Here is a 17058-nt window from a genome sequence, read left to right as displayed (position 1 = left end):
CGCCTGACTGGAACTGTCAAAGGCAAGCATGGCGTCGAACCGGTAAAATCGGTCCCTATCCCGCACGGGCGCACGCCCGTCCGCCTGCCGCTTCTTCGATCCCTCCAGGGGTGTTATGCGACGCTCGGCATTCTTTCTCCGCTTCATCGGCATCGGTGTTCTGTTTCATGTCTATGTCGGCATGCGGCTCATCCCGGACGCGCCCGTTGGCCTGCCGCTCAAGGTGCTGGCGGCGGTCCTGCTCGCGGCATCAGTCATCGTCATTCCTCTCGGCATGGCGGCCCGGCAGATCGAGCCGCAGTCGCTCGCGGATCGCCTGGCCTGGCTTGGGCTGACCGCACTGGGGTTTTTCTCGTCGCTGCTTTTATTGACCTTCGCGCGCGACGTGATTCTGTTCTTCGTGCATCTCGTCGACTGGATGCGCGGCGCGCCCGTCGGCTCGCCGGCGTTGGTCGCCTATAGCGCGCTCGCCGTGCCGCTCCTGGCCGTGCTCTTCTCGGCGATCGGCTTCTACAACGCGCGGCGGCGCGCGCCGGTCGTGAGTGTGGACGTGCCCATCGACGATCTGCCGGCCGCGCTCGACGGCTTCACGATCGCGCAGATCAGCGACATTCACGTCGGGCCGACGATCAAGCGTCACTATGTCGAACGCATCGTGGCGGCCGTCAACGGGCTCAAACCGGATCTGATCGCCGTCACGGGCGATGTCGTCGATGGCACCGTGCCGAATCTCGCCGAACACACGCGCCCGCTCGCGGGCCTCAGCGCGCGGCATGGCACGTTTCTCGTGACCGGGAATCACGAGTATTACTCGGGCGCTGACAAGTGGATCGCCGAATTCCGGCGCCTGGGTCTGACCGTGCTGCTCAATCAGCATGTCGTGCTGAATCACGACGGCGCGCAGGCCGTGCTCGCGGGCGTCACGGATTTCAGCGCAGGCAGTTTCGATCCCGCGCATCGCAGCGACCCCGCGAAGGCGATCAGCGGCGCCCCCGCCGATGCCGCCGTGCGCGTGCTGCTCGCGCACCAGCCGCGCAGCGCCGTGGCGGCGGCCGAAGCGGGCTTCACGCTGCAGCTATCGGGACACACGCATGGCGGCCAGTTCCTGCCGTGGAATTTCTTCGTGCGACTGCAGCAACCCTTTGTTGCGGGGCTTGTGAAGTTCAACGGGCTTTGGGTTTATACGAGTCGGGGTACCGGGTATTGGGGACCGCCGAAGCGGCTGGGAGCGCCGTCGGAGATCACGCTTGTTCGGCTTGTGGCTTCGGCGGGTGGGTGATGGGATTGGATAAAACGGTTCTTCGCGCAATGCCGGGGAACGGCGCCTGGCGCCCCAACTCAGCCACGCTACACGTCGCATCGTCAGGGTCTCTTCACGCCGACTAAAGCCTACCCACAACCGCTCTCCGAAAACCCACGAAGAACAAAAAAAAAGACGCGCGACGCTACCGCGCCGCGCGTCCAGCGCTTGGGGAAAGCGCCGCGCCCGAACAGGGGGATGAACGGACGCGCTCGAACCGGCAGGCGGGGCCCCGCCGGCGAGTGACTACAAAGTAAGGGAACACAAAGGCCAAGGCCACAAGACCTTTCCTAAACGCCGGAGCATCGCATCGATATCACCGGTACGAATATTCATCTTGCCTTAGCCGACATCGCCGCTGGCGTCGACGCATAGACGCATTTGTGCGGAGCCGTGCCTTCCCTCGGCCAGTCGGAGCGCGCATCGAAAAACCACTCCGCCCGCTCGCGTCCTTTGCGGATCAACGCATGAATCAGCGCCGGATTGCGATCGAGCTTCGATGCATAGTCGAGCGGCCCGGGATAATCCCTTGCGTCGAGCTGCATCTGCACGACGCGAACTTTGATCGGCTTGTAGCGCTTCTCCAATGATTTGTCGGCTTTCAGCAGTTCGTTTACGCGCGTCGTGAAGTAAAGCTCCTGCCCGAGCGCGAGATTGCCGGAAAGTTCGTTGCGCCGGTCGATGATCTCGTTCGTCGATTCGGGCAACTCGCGACGATATTGCGGATTGATCTGCACGACCCAGATTTCGTCGGGCCGCGTGTCGAGCCCGAGATCGGTGAATTCGCGCACTGGCGGATTGCTGCTGAAGAGGCCGTCCCAGCACATGCGCCCGTCGGCTGCGACGGCGCGATACAGCGGCGGCACCGCGGCCGATGCGACCAGCTGATCCTGATCGAGCCTGTCGCCGGGAAAGATGACGCGATCGCCCGTACGCACATCGGTCGCGCCGACAAGAAGCGTCGGCTGCGCGCGTTGCTTCGGCTCCGTCGGCAGCGACGCGAACGGAAGATGCTTGTCGAGCAGTTCGCGCAGACGCTCCTCGGCGACCGGTGGATAGAGATACGGGCTGATTTCCGCGTTGACGGGCAGGCGCGCATACCAGGTGCCGACCGCATTGGCGACGATGTCCGGCCCCTCGCGCGCCTCCAGATCCTTCCAGAAGCCGGCGAGGCGCCGCCTGGCATCGGGAGGGCCGCCGAGCAGCAGGCCCGCCCACGCGAGCGCGCCGCACATCGCGCCGCCCGACGTTCCCGACAGCGCCACGAGTTCGAAGCGGTTGAGGAACTCGCCGCTCAGCAGCCGGTCAAGGATGCCCGCGGCGAACGCCGCATGGCTGCCGCCGCCCTGACATGCGATCGCTACTTTCGGAATGGCCGCCATCACCGCACCTCGCTTGCGTCCGTCGACATCGGACGTACGCTACAGGATAGGCGACGCGCGCCGCTATGCCAGCGCCGCGAGCACCTGCTGCGTCGAACGAATGCGACCGATGCGCGGGAAGATATAGCGGCAGGTCGATTCGTGCGTATCGGCGTGCAGGTCGCTCATCGCGTCTTCGACGAATACCTGCTGATAGCCGCGCTCGTGCGCGCCGCGTGCAGTCGAATCCACGCCGATGGCCGTCGCGATGCCGCCCAGCACGATCGTGTCGATCCCGCGGCGGCGCAAATGCGAGTCGAGATCCGTGTTGTAGAACGCGCCCCATTGCCGCTTGGTGACGACGATATCGGACGCCTGCACGCCCAGTTCCGCGCTGAGCTCGCTCCAGCCCGCCGGCTCCGGCGCTTCCTGCGCCTGTCCCGCATCGGTGATCGGACGCAGGCCGCCCGGCCCGTTCGGAAACGCCACCTTGACCAGCACGACCGGCGCGCCGAGCGTGCGAAAGCGATCGGCGAGCGCGCGCGCATTGGCAAGTACGCTCGCGGCGTCGTGAGGCTGCACGGGCAAGGCGGCGATGCCCGCCTGCAGATCGATCAGCACGAGCGCGGTCTTCGAGGGGTCGAGCTTGAGTTCAGGAGCGTTCATGGTCGCGAGGAAGGTGGATGAATGCGTGGCCTCAGGCTTCGTCGTTCCGGAATTCGAGCGCCGCGCCGTTGATGCAGTAGCGCAGGCCCGTGGGCTTCGGTCCGTCGTCGAAGACATGGCCGAGATGTCCGCCGCAGCGCCGGCAATGCACCTCGTTGCGCATGTGACCGGTCGCGTCCGCGTGCATCGCGACGGCGCCATCGACAGGTTTCCAGAAGCTCGGCCAGCCGGTGCCGCTGTCGAACTTCGTCGCCGACGAAAACAGTGCGAGCCCGCATCCCGCGCACGCATACGTGCCGTCACGACGCTCCTTGAGCAGCGGGCTCGCGAACGGTGGCTCGGTGCCGCCGCGCCTGAGCACGCGGAATTGCTCCGACGATAGACGGCGGCGCCACTCCGCGCTGCTGTAGTCGATATCGTACGATCGGGCGGGCGCCGAAGTGCCCGCGCCGCCGGAGAATGCAGCGGCCATCACGCCGAGAAGATTGCGCTTCGTGCGTCCCATGATTTTCATCCGATGACCGCCCTCATGCCTGCATTCGCCGGCCGGCGCCGCGCTACGATTTGAGCCGGTATCCCGTCCTGAAGATCCACGCAACGATCGCGATAAATACCGCAAGAAACACCAGCGTCATGCCGAGACTCACGCCGACCTGGACATCGGCGAGCCCGTAAAAGCTCCAGCGAAAGCCGCTGATCAGATAGACGACCGGATTGAACAGCGCAACGGCCTTCCAGAACGGCGGCAGGATGTTGATCGAATAGAAGCTGCCGCCGAGAAACGTGAGCGGCGTGACGATCAGAAGCGGAATGATCTGCAATTTCTCGAAGCCGTCCGCCCAGATGCCGATGATGAACCCAAGCAGGCTGAACGTCACGGATGTGAGCAGCAGGAACACGATCATCCAGACAGGATGATCGATCCTGAGCGGCACGAATAATCGTGCGGTAAGAAGAATGATCAGGCCGAGGATGACGGATTTGGTCGCGGCCGCGCCCACGTAGCTGAGGACGAGCTCGAAGTGCGACACCGGCGCGGACAGCAATTCGTAGATCGTGCCCGTGAACTTCGGGAAATAGATGCCGAAGGACGCATTGGCGATGCTTTGCGTGAGCAGCGACAGCATCACGAGCCCGGGCACGATGAACGCGCCGTAGCTGATGCCGTCCACTTCCGGAATGCGCGAGCCGATGGCCGCTCCGAATACGACGAAATAAAGCGATGTCGAAATGACGGGCGACACGATGCTCTGCATCAGCGTACGCCCGGCGCGCGCCATTTCGAAACGGTAGATCGCGCGAACGGCGTATAGATTCATTTGGCTTCCCTGACGAGACTCACGAAGATGTCTTCGAGCGAGCTTTGCGTCGTTTGCAGATCCTTGAAACGCACGCCGGCTTCGTCGACGTGGCGCAACAGCGCGATGATGCGCCCCGGCTCGTCATGCGCGTCGTACGTGTAAGTGAGCTCGCTGCCGTCCGCCGAGCGCGTGAGACCGTAAGGCTCGAGCGGCGCGGGAATATGCGCGAGCGGCTGCTCGAGCTGCAGCGTGAGCTTCTTCTGCCCGAGCTTGCGCATGAGCTCGCGCTTCTCCTCGACGAGCACGATCTCGCCGCGATTGATGACGCCGATGCGGTCCGCCATCTCCTCCGCTTCCTCGATGTAATGCGTCGTGAGGATGATGGTCACGCCGTTGCGCTGCAGTTCGCGCACGAGGTCCCACATGTCGCGCCGCAGCTCGACATCGACGCCGGCCGTGGGCTCATCGAGAAAGAGAATCTCGGGTTCGTGCGCAAGCGCCTTCGCGATCAGCACGCGCCGCTTCATGCCGCCCGAGAGCGTCATGATCTTGTTGTCTTTCTTCGCCCATAGCGAGAGAGACTTCAGCACCTTCTCGACATACGCAGGATTTTTCGGCCGGCCGAAGAGGCCACGGCTGAACGACACGGTCGCCCAGACGGTCTCGAACGCGTCGGTCGTGAGTTCCTGCGGTACGAGGCCGATCATCGCGCGGGCGGCGCGATAGTCCGTGACGATATCGTGGCCCGCGACGGTGACCTTTCCCTCGCTCGGATTGACGATGCCGCAGACGGTGCTGATGAGCGTCGTCTTGCCCGCCCCGTTCGGGCCGAGCAGTGCAAAAATTTCGCCGCGGCGGATCTCCAGATTCACGTCCCGGAGCGCGCGGAAGCCCGACCCGTAGGTCTTGGACAAGTTGGAAACAGTGATGATGGTTGGCATGGCGTGGACGATATCAGATACCGCGCGATCCGGCTTGGACGAAAGGGGTCGTCCGTTCGGCCGATGTTCGCCGGGCCCGGCACTGCCTACAATGCACTGCTGAATACCGGGAGCCGACATCATGCTGTTCGAACAGATCCAGACCACCTGCCTCAACGACGCGGACCTGCCGTGGGTGCCGTTCACACCGTATAGCGAGCGCGTGCTCGTCAAGTATTTCAAGCTGGATCCGATCCGCGGCGAGGTCATCGCGCTCATGAAGGCGCCGGCGAAAGGCCAGATGCCCCGGCATCGGCATACGGGAACCGTGATCGTCTATACGGTCGAGGGGCGCTGGAAGTACCGCGAGCACGACTGGATCGCGGGGCCGGGGAGCATCGTGTACGAGACAGCGGGGTCGAGTCATACGCCGGAAGCGCTTGCGGGGGATTCGGGCAGCGCGGACATCGTCACGCTCAACATCATCCAGGGCGAACTGCTCTTCGTGAACGACAGCGGCCACGTCCTCGCCGCTGAAAACTGGAAGAGCGGCTGGGAACGTTACGCCGCCTTCTGTCATGCAAACGGCATCGCCCCTAAAGATCTGACGGCTTTCGGGTAACGCCGCAGCCTTTTCCACTGGTTAGAATCGACGCCTGGATGCGCATCGCGCGCTTTCGACCCTTTCCGGTTTGCCGGCCGCTTCCGGCCGGCGCAGATCAAGGAGAAGCAAAAGCATGAAGATTCAGACCGTCGGTATCGTCGGCGCGGGAACCATGGGCAACGGCATCGCGCAGGTCGCGGCCGTCGCGGGCTTCGAGGTCGTGCTGATCGACGTCACCGACGCCGCACTCGCCAAGGGCGTCGCCGCGCTCACGGGCAGCCTCGAGCGGCTCGTGTCGAAGGACAAGCTGGAAGCATCCGCGCGCGATGCAGCGTTAAAGCGCATCGAGACATCGACCGATTACGCGCGCCTCGCCAACGCCGACATCGTGATCGAAGCCGCGACGGAGAACGCCGAGCTCAAGAATCGCATCCTGAAGCAGATCGAAGGGGCTGCACGCGCCGATGCGATCATCGCGTCGAACACGTCGTCGATTTCGATCACCGCGCTCGCCGCGACGCTCGCCGCGCCCGAGCGCTTCATCGGCATGCACTTCTTCAATCCGGTGCCGCTGCTGCAACTCGTCGAAGTGATTCGCGGCGTGCAGACGAGCGATGAAACCGCTGCCGCCGTGCGCGAACTCACCGAAAAACTCGACAAATCGCCGATCGGCGTGCGCAACTCTCCGGGCTTCGTCGTCAACCGCATTCTCGTGCCGATGATCAACGAAGCGTTCTTCGTGCTCTACGAAGGCGTCGCGAGCGCGGAGGAAATCGACGCGGGCATGAAGCTCGGCGCGAATCATCCGATCGGCCCGCTTGCGCTCGCGGATCTGATCGGCCTCGACGTATGCCTCTCGGTGATGGACGTGTTCCTCAAGGACTTCGGCGATTCGAAGTACCGCGCGTGCCCGCTGCTGCGCGAACTCGTCTCGGCGGGGCGTCTCGGCCGCAAGACGAAGCGCGGCGTGTATCAGTACGATTGAGCTGCGTCGAAATCGAGCGCCGGTCCGGCGGGCACGATGCCCGTCGGATTGATCGTCCGATGACTCTCGTAGTAATGCCGCTTGATGTGCTCGAAGTTCACCGTGGCCGCGACGCCCGGCATCCGGTAGATCTCGCGCGCGAACCGCGAGAGATTCGGATAATCCGCGATGCGCCGCAGATTGCACTTGAAGTGGCCGACGTACACCGCGTCGAAGCGCACGAGCGTCGTGAAAAGGCGGATATCTGCTTCGGTGAAACGCTCGCCCGTAAGGTAGCGACGCGTGCTCAGGCGTTCTTCGAGAAAATCGAGCGTCTCGAAAAGCGGCATCACCGCTTCCTCGTACGCGGCTTGCGTCGTCGCGAAGCCCGCCTTGTAGACGCCGTTGTTCACCGTGTCGTAGATGCGGGCGTTGAGCGCGTCGATGTCGTCCTGAAGCTTGCGCGGATAGTAGTCGCCGGGTTTCGCGCCGATGCCGTCGAACGCCGAATTCAGCATCCGGATGATCTCCGACGATTCGTTGCTGACGATCGTCCCGCGCGCCTTGTCCCACAGGATCGGCACGGTCACGCGGCCGCTGTAATGCGGATCGGCCGCCGTGTAGACCTGATGCAGATAGCGCGCGCCGTTGATCGTGTCCGGCACGACGCCCGGACCGTCGTCGAAGGTCCAGCCGTGTTCCAGCATCAGCCAGTTCACGACCGATACGTCGATCATGGCTTCCAGCCCCTTCAGGGCGCGCACGATGAGCGTGCGATGCGCCCACGGGCACGCGAGGCTGACATACAGGTGATAGCGACCGGCTTCAGCCTCGAAACCGCCCTCGCCGCTCGGCCCCGGCGCGCCATCGGCCGTCACCCAGTTGCGAAAGGCAGCGTCCTTGCGCACGAAGCGCCCGCCCGTCGACGCCGTTTCGTACCATTTGTCCTGCCATTTTCCGTCGACGAGAAGTCCCATTTCCGTTCTCCTTGAGCGCCGCTGCGCAAGACGCGCGCCGCGGCATCGCTGCATCTCAGTTCGATGAAGGCGCGTCGATGAAGCGCACGAGTTGCGCGATCGTCGCGTCCGGCGCTTCTTCCATCAGCCAGTGGCCCGCGCCCGGTACGACCACGCCCTGCACGTTGGTCGCGACGAGCTTCGCCTGATCGATCAGGAACGTGCCCGACGCGCGTTCGCCCGTGAGCACGAGCATCGGCATCTGCAGGGGCGTTCGGGCAAAGGCGGCGAAATCGTTCGCGTCCTGCGGGAACGCGTGAAAATACTCGAAGCCCGCGCGCATGCGGCCATTGCGCGCGTACTGGGCCGAATAGTAACGGCGATCCGCCTCGCTCACCGAACGCGCGGGATCGGCGGCGAAGTCGTTCCAGAAGTGCTCGAAGAAGATGCGCTCGCGGCCGCGCACGAGCTTTTCCGGCGTGTCGCCGTAGAAGTTGAAGTGCCATTTGTCGCGCAAGAGCCAGACTTTCTGCCAGTCGCCGACGCCGGGCAGGAACGCGTCCATCAGCACGATGCTGTCCACTTCGTCGGGATATTGCGCCGCGTACGCATACGCGACCATCAGCCCGATGTCGTGCCCGACGAGCTTGACCTTGCGAAACCCGAGCGCCTGGACCATCGCGTGAATGTCTTGCGCGAGCGTTTTCTTGTCGTAGCCGGAAGCCGGCATCGCCGAGCCCCCCGCGCCCGGGAGATCGGGCGCAATCACGACGCGCTCGCCCGCGAGACGCGTCACGAGCGGCTGCCACATGCGGCTCGTCTCCGTGTAGCCGTGCAGCAGCACGACGGGCGTCGCGTCGCCGTGGCCGGCTTGCAGATAGTGAATCCCGACGCCGTTCGCATCGATCGTGCGGGACTGGATCGCGCTCGCGGCGGCGGCCGCCTGAGGCGCACGCGGCGCGTTTGCGGCATGCGCGACCGGCTGCAGGGCGGCGGCGGCGAGAAGCACGCCGGCGGCGCGGCGCATAGTGTGCAGGAAGGCGTTCATCGTTCAGCTCCATCGAAAGTTGGGTTATCCCGATGACGCTCATGTTGATCCGCCGCACCGCTTTTGCCGTACGATCCGGACGATGAACTCGTTCGATGGAGTCGAACATGTTGTCAGAGGAAGAACTCTCGCTGCTCGACGCGATCCGCGAAACCGGCAGCCTTTCGCGCGCGGCGGCGCGTCTCGGCAAGGCGCCGTCCACGGTGTCGCATGCCGCGCGGCAACTGGAAACGCGCTTCGACGCGCTGCTCTTCGACCGGCGCCGCTATCGTCTGGAACTGACGCCCGCCGGCCATCTTCTCGCCGATGAAGCATCGCGTCTCATGCTCGACGTATCGCGCCTCGCGCAGCGCGTGAAGCAGATCGCGAGCGGCTGGGAAGACCGGCTGTGGATCGTCTGCGACGAGATTCTCGAATTCGAAACGCTGCTGCCGGTCGTGCAGGCGTTCGATGCGCTCGATTCCGGCGTCGCGCTGCGCATCACCCATGAAGTGCTGGGCGGCACTTGGGAAGCCTTGCGCGACGGCCGCGCGGATCTGATCATCGGCGCGACCAACGAGCCGCCGGCGATCCCCGGCCTGCGCTGGTTCGAGCTCGGCGTGATGCAATGGGCGTTCGCAGTGTCGCCGCGCCATCCGCTTGCGACGGTGCGCGGGCCGCTCAAGCGCGATCAGATCGCGGCGCATCGGGCGGTCGTCGTCGCGGATTCGTCGCGCTCGGCGGGGCGCGCATACGGGGTGCTCGGCGGCCAGGCCGCGTTCGCCGTGCCGACGATGCGCGCGAAAATTCTCGCGCAGCGGCAAGGGCTCGGCACGGGCTGGGTGCCACGGCATCGCGTGAAAACGCTGCTTGCGCGCGGCGAACTCGTCGAGAAGGAAACCGCCGATCCGCGCGAGCCGAACGTCCTGTACGTCGCATGGCGCGGCGATCACGAAGGGCGCGCGCTGCAATGGTGGACGCAGCAATTGCGGCAGCCGCGCCTCGCTGAGCGTCTCGTCGAAGGGATCGACGCGTTCGCGTAAGACCCGGTTATAACTGCGTTCGATGTCTCGTCGCAACCTGAATCGACGGGACACGTCATGAGAAAAACACACTCGCCGCTGGGCGCGGCGCTTTCGGCCGCCGTGCTCGCGCCGGTCGTCGCGATTCCGCTCGCCGCCCTGCACATCAGCCCTGCCGACGCGCAGGCCATCGTCATCGCGCCCGCCGCGCCGCCGCGCGTCGAACCGCCTCCGCGCGCGGGCTACGCATGTGACCCGGGGCGCTGGCATCGCGGCCTCTGTCTGGGCGACGGGCCACTGGCGGCCGGTCCACGGGGGCTATCGCTGGATGCCGCGTCCATGGGTGCAGCGCGGGCCGACCTGGCGTAGGGCCGAAGGGCATTGGGCATGAGCGCACGCGGCATCACGATCGAACCAGGGTCATCCGAACCAGACGCGTGACGGCTGCCTGATCGCCGTCGCGGGTGGCGGACAGCAGGCGTTCGTTGAGCGTGTAGGCGTCCTGCTGCGCGTAAGCGATCGTGCCCGCCACATCATCGACAGCGAGAGCGCCGGCAAGCGAAGGGTTCTTGTCATCGTTATGTGCGCCTTCGAAAGCGTCATTGCAGATTCGCGATGTAATTCGCCAGGTTCTCGATGTCCGCGTCCGTGAGATTCTTCGACACGCTCGTCATGTTGCCCGCGTCGTTGGTGCGCTTCCTGTCGCGGAAGTCCTGCAACTGCTTCACGATGTACGGATACTGCTGCCCCGCGACGCGCGGAATTTCGTTCTGCCCTGAAAAGCCGCCGAGATGGCACATCGTGCAGCGAATCTCTTCGGACTTCTTCCTGCCCGCCTCGACCTTCACCGGGTCCGCCTTGAAGTCGGTGGCGATCGGCTTTTGCGCGGCGAAGTAATCGGCGAGGTCGTGCATGTCGCCGGGTGTGAGATTCGCGGCCATCGGCGACATGCGCGGATCGCTGCGGCGCCCCGCCTTGAAGTCGCGCAATTGCAGATAGAGATAGCGCGACGTCTGTCCCGCGAGCGAGGGATAGTCGCCCGTCGTCGAGTTGCCTCCGAGCCCGTGACACGACGTGCAGACGGCAGCCTTCGTGGCAGCCGCCCGCGCATCCGCGCGGGACCGCGAAGGCAGCGACAGCAGCAGGCACGCAACGATCCACAACACGTAGACGAGCCAGACCCGCAGACGTTTCGTGCGCGTCGGCATCACGGCAGCGCAAACACGAGCAGGCTATTGCCGCGCTTGAAGCCGAGCAGCGTATTGCCGCCCGCCGCGACCGCGATGTATTGCTTGCCGTTCAGCATATAGGGCACGGCCGGCGCATTGACGCCAGCGCCGCACTGGAACGCCCAGAGCTTGCGTCCGGTGGCGGCGCCGGGCAGCATGCGCGCGCCGGTCGGTGTCGGCAGGGTCCACACGCCTTCCGGCGGAATCATCGCGTCGGAAATGCGATTGTTCGGGCCGCCGCAGAAGGTCGTGACCGGTCCCATCTTGTGCTTGTAATGCCTGAACTCGTTGCCCGTCACCGCGTCGATCGCATAGACGTGGTTGTACGACGGGGTGAGGAACATCACGCCGTTCGAGACGATCGGCGCGGTTTCCATCGACTCCATCACGGCCGTCTGGAAGATGAACGCGGGCTTGTGCTTCGCCACATTCCAGGTATTGATCTGCGTCGCAGGCGCATAGCGCGCTTCGGCATACGATCCGTTCGAATGCCGCCACGAGGCGCTGTCGCCCGCTGCGCCGTCGAGCTGCTGCTGCGAGGCGGATCGCAGCGGACTCGGCACCGGCCATGGGATGTCACGATACCGACAGCACCGCAGGCAACAGTCAGCGCAACGAGCGAGGTGCGGGAAAAACCGGCCATGTCAGTCTCCCAGATCGTTCTTGTGTTGTTCCTCGCGGTGCGCGGCGGAACATAGCCTGCCCTCTTCTGCGCCCGCACCAAAGAATAGGCAATTCAAAAAGGCATTTCCAGATTTCGTGCAAAGACTTCGTTCGACGCGTCACGCATCGACGAAAGGTATTTCAGGGGCAGGCGCACCCCGATTTTTAGTAGTATGGATTGGAGTGCCGTTATGATTGCGCCCGTTACGCGGTAGCGGCTTGCCGGACGCCGGCTTTCGCATGTCGCTTGTTCATCACGCGTTGCGCGCCATGCCCGTAGCCGGGCGCCGCATCGACCATCACTTTTATCCGGACGCACCATGCCAATCCTATCCAACGGGCAACCGAATCCGAATCCCCGCCAGCCGGTGGATATCGCGCGGATCCTGCTCGTCATCACGATCCTGACCGCGCTCACGGTCGGCAGCCTGTACATCTTGCGCCCGTTTCTGCCGGGCCTCATCTGGGCCACGACGATCGTCGTCGCGACCTGGCCGCTCATGCTCGCCGTGCAGCGCCGCTGCGGCAACCGCCGCTGGATTGCGACGACCGTGATGCTGCTGATCCTTCTGATCGTCATCGTGCTGCCGCTCTATGAAGCGATCTCGACACTCGCGTTGCACGGCGGCGAGATCATGGCGGCCATCAAGAGCCTGCCTTCCTACGCGCTGCCGCCGCCGCCGGGCTGGGTGCACGACATTCCGCTCGCGGGCGCGCGCATCGCGAGCGAATGGCAGTCGCTGTCCGATGCGGGCCCGGGCGGCCTGCTCGCGAAACTCGAGCCCTACGTGACGATCGCCGCCCGCTGGATGCTGTCGCATGCCGCGGTCGTCGGCGTGTTCGTGATGCACATGGTCATCACCGTCATCATCTCCGGCATCCTGTACATGAACGGCGAGGCGGCGGGACGATTCGTCACGCGCTTCGCGACGCGCATCGCGGCACAGCGCGGCGCGGAAGCCGTCAAGCTCGCCGGTCTCGCCATCCGCGCGGTGGCGCTCGGCATCGTCGTGACGGCGGTCACGCAGTCGGCGCTAGGCGGCATCGGGCTCGCGGTCGCGGGCGTGCCGGCGGCGGGCATCATCACGGCCATCATGCTGATGCTGTGTCTGGCGCAGATCGGCCCGCTGCTGCCGTTGCTCGGCGGCGTCGCGTTTCTTTTCTGGCACGGCTCGAATATCGCCGCGTCGCTGCTGCTCGTGTGGTCGATCATGATTGCGATGCTCGATAACTTCCTGCGGCCCATTCTCATCAAACGCGGCGTGAATCTTTCGATGATGCTGATTCTTTCCGGCGTGCTCGGCGGCATGTTTGCGTTCGGAATAGTCGGATTATTTATCGGCCCAGTCATTCTCGCGGTGACGTCGACGATTCTGGATGCGTGGATCAATGAACAGCCGCCGCTTGCGCAAGTCGAGGCGATGAGCAATGAAGAAATCGCGAAAGCCCCGTCCACACGGGATCTTGCGGATGCATCGAGAAGACAGACCTGAATGATAAATATATTGGCGCTTTGTTGATTTTGTTCGCGACAATAAGATTCCACTTAAATCGAGAATTCGGACTCTTACGAAAATGAGACCTTCTCCCAGTTAATGCCGTGTTTCTCGATTAATTGGCAAGTTGAATCCGCTACAATGCAATCCATCGTGATTTGCCCTTTGAGGGCGCAGGGGATTGACCATGTCTTTGCGTGACGTGGACGCCATCGATTACATCGGAGTGAATGTTCTTTACGGGCGCGTGTATGTCGGACTCTTTGATGATCTCGACTGGCGCGACGAAAAGGAGCACCTGGATTTGCTCACGAAAAAGATCGACCGCTACATCCGTTACATTCGTTCAGGCAAATTGCTGCTGAACTATCCGAAAGTCCGCGGCTATGAAATCGTGGTCGAATACGTGTCGATGCATCCCATGACGCCGTCCGGGATCGAGTTCTGGAAATCACGCGAACGCCTGCTCGCCGACGCCGGCTATAAGGCGCATATCCGTGGCGTGGATGTACGTCATTCGCTCGGCATCGCGGTCGACAAGCCGGAGCACGTCAATGCCGAGCCGGTCGAGCCGCCCGCGCTGGAAGTGCTCGACGCGGACCCGCACGCGCAAGAACTCGCCGATATCGCCGATATCTCGTATCTCCCGCCGCTGATGCGCAAAGCGCGCCGGCCGCAAGCGCTGCCCATGCTCAGGCGTCTCGTGATGCGCCAGGCGGCCAGTCACTGAGATCGTGCGGGATCAATAAAAAGCGGCGTGGCCCGTCCCTGAGCCCGCCGCTTCCCTTTGGCGCGGATCGCGGATGATTACCGCGCCGCACACGTCACGCACGCATCACTTCACGCCGCTCAATGCCGCTGAAGCGACGGACGGTACCGAAATGCCGTTGGTCTTCGCGTACTGCACCGCTTGCGAGAGCGTCTGCACCAGCGACTGCAACTGTCCGGGCGCGGATTGCGCGATATAGCTCGCAGCCTGCGCGGTCGCCGGATTCGAGCCGGCCTGCAACAGCGACGACATGTTCATCGAATTCGTCACCGAGCCGAGATCCGATTGCAGGCCGGCGTACTGCTTCACGCCCTGCCCGAGCGAGGCGAGACCGTCGCTGAAGCTTTGCTTGCTCGCAGCCGTCGGCGGCGGCGTGGAGCCGCTCGTGAACGCCTGCATCAGCGATTGCGACACGCTCTGCTGCGTGCCGCCGAGTTGCGACAGCACGCTCGTGCTCGGCACGCCGCTTCCGCCCGATGCCCCCGATAACAAGCCCGCCGCCGATTGCGCCTGACTCGCGACGCTCGACATGCCCATCGCCGATGCGAGAGTCGATTGTCCCGAGAGCACTTGCTGGTTCGCGCCGAGATAGCCCTGCACGAGCGAGTTCAACGCGGAGGGCTGCGTCGCGCCGTTCGCGCCTGCCGCCACATCGGCCTTGCCGCTGCCGAAGCCGAACTGCTGGAGATTGAGTTGTGCATACGATGCGGCCGGCGCGATCAACGCGAATGCGATGCCGGCCGACAAGACTGCGATCCGTGACGTACGGTTCGACATGGTCGGTTCCCCTCTTGAATTGTCCGATGGTCGATAAGCCCCGTTCGACCACCGGTCATTTCGCCGGTTCGCCGCAGATACATTTGCTTGCGATTTCCCTCAGACGATCACGCGCCCAGGTCCGCGAGCGGATGCATGTCCCTGCGCCACGGCGATGAGAGAAAGTGCTGCACACGCTCCGCTCGCACCTGCGCGAGTGTCGTCGGCGCGAAACGCGGCCGCTCGTCCTTGTCGATGATGAGCGCGCGCACGCCTTCGATGAAATCGCCGTCGTCGATTGCGCGGTACACGACCCCCAACTCCATGCGAAAGCAATCCGCAAGCGTCATCTGACGGCCGCGCATGAGCGCGTGATACGTCACCTCGAGCATCGTCGGCGAATGGCTTTCGAGCGTGGCGAGCGTCGTGCGCGCCCAGTCCGATTCATCCATCGCCAGCGACGCGACGATGCGCTCCACGCCGCCCGTCGCGCACGCGGTGAAATGGCGCCTGATGTGCACGCGGATATCGTCGAGCGGCGCGTGACGTTCGATGTTCGCGGCCGGCACGAACACGCGCTTCAATTGCGTCATTGCGTCCTGCGTATCGTCCCAGCGCATGTTGTCGAGGCGCTCGACGAAGCCGCGCAGCCATGTCGATGGCACGCATTCGTCGGCGAGCCCGACGCGCTTCGCATCGGCGCCCGATAGACGCGCGCCCGTCAGGCCGACGTAGAGCGCGAGATCGCGCGGCAGCACGCGCAGAAAGTGCGTCGCGCCGACATCGGGCAACAGGCCGATGCGCGTCTCGGGCATCGCCATGCGCGTGCGCTCGGTCGCGATGCGCAGCGCCGCGCCTTGCGCGAGCCCCATGCCGCCGCCCATCACGATGCCGTCCATCAGCGCGATCACGGGCTTCGCAAAACGATGCACCGTGAAATCGAGCCGATATTCGTCGATGAAGAATTTCAGCCACGGCGTGTCGTGATGCGGATCGCTGCGCGCCGCGTGATAGAGCTTGCGCACGTCGCCGCCCGCGCAGAACGCCTTGTCGCCCGCGCCGCGCAGCACGACCGCTGCGATCGACGCGTCCCCCGCGCACTGCGCGAAGCGTTCGGTGAGGCGCGCGATCATGTCGTGCGACAGCGCGTTCAACGCGTGCGGCCGGTCAAGCGTGACGATCGCCACGCGATTGACGATCTCGAAGCCGACTTCCGGCGCGTCATGCAACAGTCCCTGCGTGCTCATGACGCGCCCCACTGCGGCTTGCGCTTTTCGAGAAACGCGGCCACCCCTTCGCGCTGATTCGCGCCGTCGAAAAGATCGACGAAGCGCTCGCGTTCCAGCGCCAATGCAGCGCGGCGCGGTATGCCTTCGCGCGCGGCGTGAATCAGCGGCTTCGAGTACGCGACGGCGTCCGGGCTCATCGACGCGACGCGGGCCGCGATCTTCAGCGCGGCTTCGTATGCGCCGCCGCTCGCGACCACGTCCTCGACGAGACCGATGCGCAGTGCGGTCTGCGCATCCACACGCTCGCCCGTCAGGATGATGCGCTTCGCCCAGCCTTCGCCGACGAGCCACGGCAGCGTCTGCGTGCCGCTTCCGCACGGCAGCAGTCCGACCGACGCTTCGGGCAGCGCCATCTGCGCATGTTCCTCGGCGATGCGGAGATCGCAGGCAAGCGCGCATTCGAGCCCGCCGCCCATCGCGTAGCCGTTGATCGCGGCGATGGTCACCGCGCGCGCGTTCTGCAACGCCTCGAATGCCGCGCCGAAGCGCTGCGCGGCGACGCGCGCGTGAGCCTTGTCGCCATCGGCGAACTGATTGAGGTCAGCGCCCGCGCTGAAGAACTTCGGGCCCGTGCCGGTCACGACGATCGCGCGCACGTGGGCATCGCGGTTGAGGCCGTCGACGGTTTCCTGCAGCGTCGCGAGACCATCGGCCGTGAATGCGTTGGCCGGCGGGCGGGCGAGACGAATCGTGACGGTCGGACCGTCGCGCGTGACTTCGATCATCGTGGGATTC

General features: G+C 64.5%; 19 protein-coding genes and 1 pseudogene. 7 read left to right on the top strand and 13 right to left on the bottom strand.

Annotated features, from left to right (window positions below):
- Positions 1 to 115: 115 nt before the first annotated feature.
- Positions 116 to 1279 (top strand): metallophosphoesterase, encoded by a 1164-nt coding sequence (locus NCT32_RS15430; protein WP_061118231.1) that lies wholly within the window; start codon positions 116 to 118, stop codon positions 1277 to 1279.
- Positions 1280 to 1632: 353 nt separating this feature from the next.
- Here NCT32_RS15430 and NCT32_RS15425 read toward each other — a convergent pair whose 3' ends face one another.
- From NCT32_RS15425 to NCT32_RS15405, 5 genes are all read right to left on the bottom strand, one after another.
- Positions 1633 to 2682, bottom strand: a complete 1050-nt coding sequence (locus tag NCT32_RS15425) for a patatin-like phospholipase family protein (protein ID WP_061118232.1) — start codon at positions 2680 to 2682, stop codon at positions 1633 to 1635.
- Positions 2683 to 2745: 63 nt separating this feature from the next.
- Complete coding sequence (locus NCT32_RS15420; RefSeq protein WP_061118233.1) at positions 2746 to 3327, bottom strand: hydrolase; 582 nt, start codon at positions 3325 to 3327, stop codon at positions 2746 to 2748.
- 31 nt (positions 3328 to 3358) lie between these two features.
- Positions 3359 to 3841 carry a peptide-methionine (R)-S-oxide reductase MsrB gene (msrB, locus tag NCT32_RS15415; RefSeq protein WP_061118234.1) on the bottom strand — a complete coding sequence of 161 codons (483 nt, stop codon included), beginning with the start codon at positions 3839 to 3841 and terminating at the stop codon, positions 3359 to 3361.
- A 43-nt stretch (positions 3842 to 3884) separates the two neighbouring features.
- Entirely contained in the window at positions 3885 to 4646 is a 762-nt protein-coding gene (locus NCT32_RS15410) for an ABC transporter permease (protein ID WP_061118235.1), read from the bottom strand.
- Entirely contained in the window at positions 4643 to 5569 is a 927-nt protein-coding gene (locus NCT32_RS15405; RefSeq protein ID WP_061118236.1) for an ABC transporter ATP-binding protein, read from the bottom strand. The genes NCT32_RS15410 and NCT32_RS15405 overlap by 4 nt, the downstream gene beginning before the upstream one ends.
- A gap of 121 nt (positions 5570 to 5690) precedes the next feature.
- Between NCT32_RS15405 and NCT32_RS15400 the strand changes: the two genes are divergently transcribed.
- Entirely contained in the window at positions 5691 to 6170 is a 480-nt protein-coding gene (locus tag NCT32_RS15400) for a 2,4'-dihydroxyacetophenone dioxygenase family protein (RefSeq protein WP_061118237.1), read from the top strand.
- 115 nt (positions 6171 to 6285) lie between these two features.
- The gene (locus NCT32_RS15395; protein WP_061118238.1) at positions 6286 to 7137 is read left to right on the top strand and encodes a 3-hydroxybutyryl-CoA dehydrogenase; all 852 of its coding nucleotides are present in this window, start codon (positions 6286 to 6288) and stop codon (positions 7135 to 7137) included.
- Here NCT32_RS15395 and NCT32_RS15390 read toward each other — a convergent pair.
- Both NCT32_RS15390 and NCT32_RS15385 read right to left on the bottom strand, forming a co-directional pair.
- Positions 7125 to 8093: a glutathione S-transferase family protein gene (locus tag NCT32_RS15390; RefSeq protein ID WP_061118365.1), complete on the bottom strand. Its 969-nt coding sequence runs from the start codon at positions 8091 to 8093 to the stop codon at positions 7125 to 7127. The two genes, NCT32_RS15395 and NCT32_RS15390, sit on opposite strands and share 13 nt — an antisense overlap.
- Positions 8094 to 8148: 55 nt before the next feature.
- Entirely contained in the window at positions 8149 to 9120 is a 972-nt protein-coding gene (locus tag NCT32_RS15385; RefSeq protein ID WP_061118239.1) for an alpha/beta fold hydrolase, read from the bottom strand.
- A 107-nt stretch (positions 9121 to 9227) separates the two neighbouring features.
- Here NCT32_RS15385 and NCT32_RS15380 point away from each other — a divergent pair, with 107 nt between their 5' ends.
- On the top strand, positions 9228 to 10142 hold the full coding sequence (locus NCT32_RS15380; protein WP_061118366.1) for a LysR family transcriptional regulator: 915 nt from the start codon (positions 9228 to 9230) through the stop codon (positions 10140 to 10142).
- Between the two features lie 57 nt (positions 10143 to 10199).
- Positions 10200 to 10490: a hypothetical protein gene (locus tag NCT32_RS15375; RefSeq protein WP_409219288.1), complete on the top strand. Its 291-nt coding sequence runs from the start codon at positions 10200 to 10202 to the stop codon at positions 10488 to 10490.
- Positions 10491 to 10524: 34 nt separating this feature from the next.
- Here the strand turns inward: NCT32_RS15375 and NCT32_RS37260 are convergent, their stop codons facing one another.
- The 3 genes and pseudogenes from NCT32_RS37260 to NCT32_RS37470 form a co-directional block, all read right to left on the bottom strand.
- Positions 10525 to 10653 (bottom strand): hypothetical protein, encoded by a 129-nt coding sequence (locus tag NCT32_RS37260; protein WP_284502276.1) that lies wholly within the window; start codon positions 10651 to 10653, stop codon positions 10525 to 10527.
- A 67-nt stretch (positions 10654 to 10720) separates the two neighbouring features.
- A complete protein-coding gene (locus tag NCT32_RS15370) occupies positions 10721 to 11329 on the bottom strand; it encodes a cytochrome c (protein ID WP_061118367.1) in 609 nt (202 codons plus the stop codon).
- A 242-nt stretch (positions 11330 to 11571) separates the two neighbouring features.
- Positions 11572 to 11993, bottom strand: a pseudogene (locus NCT32_RS37470) (quinonprotein alcohol dehydrogenase); the annotation flags it as partial.
- 340 nt (positions 11994 to 12333) lie between these two features.
- Between NCT32_RS37470 and ydiK the strand changes: the two are divergent.
- Together ydiK and NCT32_RS15355 are read left to right on the top strand one after the other, a co-directional pair.
- Entirely contained in the window at positions 12334 to 13506 is a 1173-nt protein-coding gene (gene ydiK / locus NCT32_RS15360; RefSeq protein WP_250477318.1) for an AI-2E family transporter YdiK, read from the top strand.
- A gap of 190 nt (positions 13507 to 13696) precedes the next feature.
- Positions 13697 to 14239: a DUF6572 domain-containing protein gene (locus NCT32_RS15355; protein WP_061118242.1), complete on the top strand. Its 543-nt coding sequence runs from the start codon at positions 13697 to 13699 to the stop codon at positions 14237 to 14239.
- Positions 14240 to 14344: 105 nt separating this feature from the next.
- Here NCT32_RS15355 and NCT32_RS15350 read toward each other — a convergent pair whose 3' ends face one another.
- From NCT32_RS15350 to NCT32_RS15340, 3 genes are all read right to left on the bottom strand, one after another.
- The gene (locus NCT32_RS15350; RefSeq protein ID WP_061118243.1) at positions 14345 to 15055 is read right to left on the bottom strand and encodes a hypothetical protein; all 711 of its coding nucleotides are present in this window, start codon (positions 15053 to 15055) and stop codon (positions 14345 to 14347) included.
- Positions 15056 to 15162: 107 nt separating this feature from the next.
- On the bottom strand, positions 15163 to 16281 hold the full coding sequence (locus NCT32_RS15345; protein ID WP_061118244.1) for an enoyl-CoA hydratase/isomerase family protein: 1119 nt from the start codon (positions 16279 to 16281) through the stop codon (positions 15163 to 15165).
- Positions 16278 to 17048: an enoyl-CoA hydratase gene (locus NCT32_RS15340; protein WP_061118245.1), complete on the bottom strand. Its 771-nt coding sequence runs from the start codon at positions 17046 to 17048 to the stop codon at positions 16278 to 16280. The genes NCT32_RS15345 and NCT32_RS15340 overlap by 4 nt, the downstream gene beginning before the upstream one ends.
- Between the last annotated feature and the right edge of the window lie 10 nt (positions 17049 to 17058).

Source organism: Caballeronia sp. INML2 (assembly GCF_023631365.1).
GTDB classification, from domain to species: domain Bacteria; phylum Pseudomonadota; class Gammaproteobacteria; order Burkholderiales; family Burkholderiaceae; genus Caballeronia; species Caballeronia turbans.
The sequence above is the reverse complement of the archived record's forward strand: the minus strand, read 5'-3'. Positions and strand labels throughout refer to the sequence as shown.

Excerpts from the sequence above, each read along its gene's own strand:
- NCT32_RS15430 (WP_061118231.1), top strand. The coding sequence starts at position 116 with ATGCGACGCTCGGCATTCTTTCTCCGCTTCATCGGCATCGGTGTTCTG.
- NCT32_RS15425 (WP_061118232.1), bottom strand. The coding sequence starts at position 2,682 with ATGGCGGCCATTCCGAAAGTAGCGATCGCATGTCAGGGCGGCGGCAGC.
- NCT32_RS15420 (WP_061118233.1), bottom strand. The coding sequence starts at position 3,327 with ATGAACGCTCCTGAACTCAAGCTCGACCCCTCGAAGACCGCGCTCGTG.
- msrB (WP_061118234.1), bottom strand. The coding sequence starts at position 3,841 with ATGAAAATCATGGGACGCACGAAGCGCAATCTTCTCGGCGTGATGGCC.
- NCT32_RS15410 (WP_061118235.1), bottom strand. The coding sequence starts at position 4,646 with ATGAATCTATACGCCGTTCGCGCGATCTACCGTTTCGAAATGGCGCGC.
- NCT32_RS15405 (WP_061118236.1), bottom strand. The coding sequence starts at position 5,569 with ATGCCAACCATCATCACTGTTTCCAACTTGTCCAAGACCTACGGGTCG.
- NCT32_RS15400 (WP_061118237.1), top strand. The coding sequence starts at position 5,691 with ATGCTGTTCGAACAGATCCAGACCACCTGCCTCAACGACGCGGACCTG.
- NCT32_RS15395 (WP_061118238.1), top strand. The coding sequence starts at position 6,286 with ATGAAGATTCAGACCGTCGGTATCGTCGGCGCGGGAACCATGGGCAAC.
- NCT32_RS15390 (WP_061118365.1), bottom strand. The coding sequence starts at position 8,093 with ATGGGACTTCTCGTCGACGGAAAATGGCAGGACAAATGGTACGAAACG.
- NCT32_RS15385 (WP_061118239.1), bottom strand. The coding sequence starts at position 9,120 with ATGAACGCCTTCCTGCACACTATGCGCCGCGCCGCCGGCGTGCTTCTC.
- NCT32_RS15380 (WP_061118366.1), top strand. The coding sequence starts at position 9,228 with ATGTTGTCAGAGGAAGAACTCTCGCTGCTCGACGCGATCCGCGAAACC.
- NCT32_RS15375 (WP_409219288.1), top strand. The coding sequence starts at position 10,200 with ATGAGAAAAACACACTCGCCGCTGGGCGCGGCGCTTTCGGCCGCCGTG.
- NCT32_RS15370 (WP_061118367.1), bottom strand. The coding sequence starts at position 11,329 with ATGCCGACGCGCACGAAACGTCTGCGGGTCTGGCTCGTCTACGTGTTG.
- ydiK (WP_250477318.1), top strand. The coding sequence starts at position 12,334 with ATGCCAATCCTATCCAACGGGCAACCGAATCCGAATCCCCGCCAGCCG.
- NCT32_RS15355 (WP_061118242.1), top strand. The coding sequence starts at position 13,697 with ATGTCTTTGCGTGACGTGGACGCCATCGATTACATCGGAGTGAATGTT.
- NCT32_RS15350 (WP_061118243.1), bottom strand. The coding sequence starts at position 15,055 with ATGTCGAACCGTACGTCACGGATCGCAGTCTTGTCGGCCGGCATCGCA.
- NCT32_RS15345 (WP_061118244.1), bottom strand. The coding sequence starts at position 16,281 with ATGAGCACGCAGGGACTGTTGCATGACGCGCCGGAAGTCGGCTTCGAG.
- NCT32_RS15340 (WP_061118245.1), bottom strand. The coding sequence starts at position 17,048 with ATGATCGAAGTCACGCGCGACGGTCCGACCGTCACGATTCGTCTCGCC.